The sequence below is a fragment of the Agrobacterium sp. MCAB5 genome (assembly GCF_052114365.1).
Taxonomy (GTDB): Bacteria; Pseudomonadota; Alphaproteobacteria; order Rhizobiales; family Rhizobiaceae; genus Agrobacterium; species Agrobacterium tumefaciens.
The window spans coordinates 1-431 of the sequence record NZ_JBFREP010000278.1; the positions used below are offsets into that span (position 1 = coordinate 1).

General features: G+C 53.4%; 1 protein-coding gene. It reads left to right on the forward strand.

Annotated features, from left to right (window positions below; translation table 11 throughout):
• Positions 1-294, forward strand: a 294-nt coding sequence (locus AB4Z23_RS28620) for a response regulator (RefSeq protein WP_441361326.1), incomplete at its 5' end; no start/stop codon positions are given.
• Positions 295-431 lie beyond the last annotated feature (137 nt).

The following is a 431-nucleotide window of genomic DNA, read 5'->3' on the forward strand; positions in this document are numbered from 1 at the left end:
CATTCGGGGAAAGAGGCACTGGAACAGCTGGGAGACGGAACCGGCTTTGACCTCCTGATCACCGACTATTCAATGCCTGGTATGACCGGCGGAGATCTGGCAATTGCAGTGCGCCATATTGTCCCAAAGCTTCCGATACTCATCGCCTCGGGCTATGCAGAACTGCCGCCTGGAGTTGATCTTGACGTTTCCCGGCTCGGCAAGCCTTACACGCAGGATCAGCTTGAGCGGGAGCTTCATAAGCTGTTCAACGATCCAATCCTGACAGGCCACGTTGTCAGGAATGGACAGTAATATGAGGATGGTGGCGCAAGCGGTTTAACTTACCGACCAAATATCGGTGAGAATGCGTTTAACGGGCTTCGGTCATGAGCACACAAGCGTGAAGTAGACCGAGCCTACGTATTCCATACTGGCTGGCGGTTATGTTC